Source organism: Nostocoides australiense Ben110, from assembly GCF_001050535.1.
Classification (GTDB): Bacteria; Actinomycetota; Actinomycetes; order Actinomycetales; family Dermatophilaceae; genus Nostocoides_A; species Nostocoides_A australiense.
Genome location: NZ_HG764815.1, coordinates 4,230,789 through 4,232,982, shown reverse-complemented (window position 1 = coordinate 4,232,982; position 2,194 = coordinate 4,230,789). Strand labels below are relative to the sequence as shown.

The following is a 2,194-nucleotide window of genomic DNA, read 5'->3' as shown; positions in this document are numbered from 1 at the left end:
TATCCTGCGAGCCGACCGGTGGTTCTGGCTGGTCTGGCTCGTCATGTTGTGGGTCACGATCCCGGCGACCGCCAGCGCCTATCGCGAGACGATCACCGACGACGCGGCCGGTCGCGAGGTCGCCGCGGGCCTGGCCGCCAATCCGACGATGCGGGCGATGCTCGGCCCGCCCTACGACCTGTTGCACGTCGGCGGGTTCACGTCCTGGCGTGTCGGCGGCTTCGTCGCGATGATGGCCGCGGTCATGGCGGGGCTCGGCGTCATCCGCGCCACTCGCGCGGACGAGGAGGCGGGCCGCACCGAACTGTTGCGCGCCGGGTCGATCGGGCGGCACGCGCCCCTGCTCGCCGCCCTGCTCGTCGCCTCCGGGGTATGCGGTCTGCTCGCCCTCCTCGTCATCGTCTCGATGATCGGCCTGGGCACCCCGGCATCCGGCGCCGTCGCGCTGGGGCTGGGCATCGGTGTGACCGGTGTCGCCTTCGCCGGCGTGGGCGCCGTCGCCGCCCAACTCACCGCGTCGGCCCGGACCGCCCGGGGCATCGCGATGGGGTCGGTCGGCGCGGCATACCTCCTGCGCGCCGTCGCCGACGGGACCTCGGAGGACGCCGGTATGCGGTGGCTCGGCTGGCTCTCGCCGCTCGAGTGGTCACCGTACGTGCGGCCGTATGCCGGGGAGCGCTGGTGGGTGCTCGCCCTCCCGATCGCATTGGCGGCCGGGCTGATTGGGTTCGCCTTCGCACTGGAGGCCCGCCGTGATCACGGCGCGGGCCTGCGCCCCGCCCGCCCCGGCCCGGAGCACGCCGCACCGGCCCTGGGATCGGTGAGCGCTCTCGCGCGGCGGCTCGATCGGGGCACGGCGATCTGGACACTCGTCGGGATGGGCCTTTTCGCGCTCGTCATGGGCTCGATGTCGAATGTCTTCGACTCGATCGCCGAAGATCCCACGCTGGCCGATCGCTTCCGCCGGATGGGTGCCGGCGCGACCGACCTGACCGACGCCTTCTATGTGGCGATGATCGGCATCCTCGTCGTTCTCTTCGCCCTGATCGGCATCTCCCTCGTGGAGCGACTCCGGCGCGAGGAGGAGTCCGGGCGCGGTGAGCTGCTGCTCGCCGGCGCGACGTCTCGATCCCGGGTGTTGAGTGCCTTCGTCCTGCCGGCGCTGATCGTGCCGATCGGGGTGCTGATCCTCAGTGGTCTCTTGATGGCGCTGCCGGCGGCGCTGCGTGGCGACCCGCAGCAACTCGCACGGATCGGCGGCGGCGCCGCGGCCCAGGCACCCGGGATCGCACTCATCGTCGGCCTCGCGGTTGCCGTGCACGGGTTGGCGCCACGGCTGCGGCTGCTGCCCTGGCTCGTCACCGGCTGGTCGCTCGTCGTCAACTGGATCGGCGCGGTGCTGGGCTTCCCCCAGCGAGTCCTCGACGCCACCCCCTTCGCCTATCTGCCACGACCTCCGGCCGAGCCAATGGACTGGGTCCCCGTGGTCGTCGAATCGCTCCTGGCTCTGGGATTGCTCGCGGCCGGCTGGTGGGGTTACGCCCGCCGCGACGTCACCTGAGCGGGCCGGGCCGTTCCGTAGGATCGGCCGCGTGCCTCAGAACGAGTTCGGCCAACCCGTCGGCGAGCCGCTGCCCGGCTGGCAGGCCCGGCCACCCGTCATACCCGTGACCCTGACCGGAAGGCACGTGCGGTTGGAACCGCTCACGGCGGCACACGCCGGAATTCTCTACGCGCCGATGGTTCTCGAATCCGACCCGCGGATCTGGACCTACTACCCCTACTCGCCGACGATGACCCGTGCCGAGTTCGACGCCTGCATCGCCGTCCAGCTGCGCAACCCGGCGGGCGCGGCGCACGCCATCATGGCGCCGGACGGTGCCGGTCTGGGGTTCGCGAGTTTCTTGCGGATCGACCCGCCGAACGGCAGCGTCGAGGTCGGCGGGATCGTCTATTCCTCTGCGCTGCAACGCACCACGGCCGCCACGGAAGCGATGATCCTGATGGCCCGGCATGTCTTCGACGACCTCGGCTACCGCCGATACGAGTGGAAGTGCGACTCGTGCAACGAACCGTCCAAGGCGGCCGCGACCCGGCTGGGGTTCACCTACGAAGGGCGGCATCGCAACGCGATGGTCTACAAGGGCCGCAACCGCGACACCGACTGGTTCTCGATCACCGGGGCGGAATGGCC

At 71.2% G+C, this 2,194-nt stretch carries 2 protein-coding genes; both read left to right on the top strand.

Features of this window, described 5'->3' with window-relative positions:
* A partial coding sequence (locus BN11_RS24520; protein WP_048700415.1) for an ABC transporter permease occupies positions 1–1,561 on the top strand: 1,561 nt, incomplete at its 5' end.
* Between the two features lie 31 nt (positions 1,562–1,592).
* Positions 1,593–2,194 (top strand): GNAT family N-acetyltransferase (locus BN11_RS24515; RefSeq protein WP_048702152.1); only part of this gene is annotated, 602 nt, incomplete at its 3' end.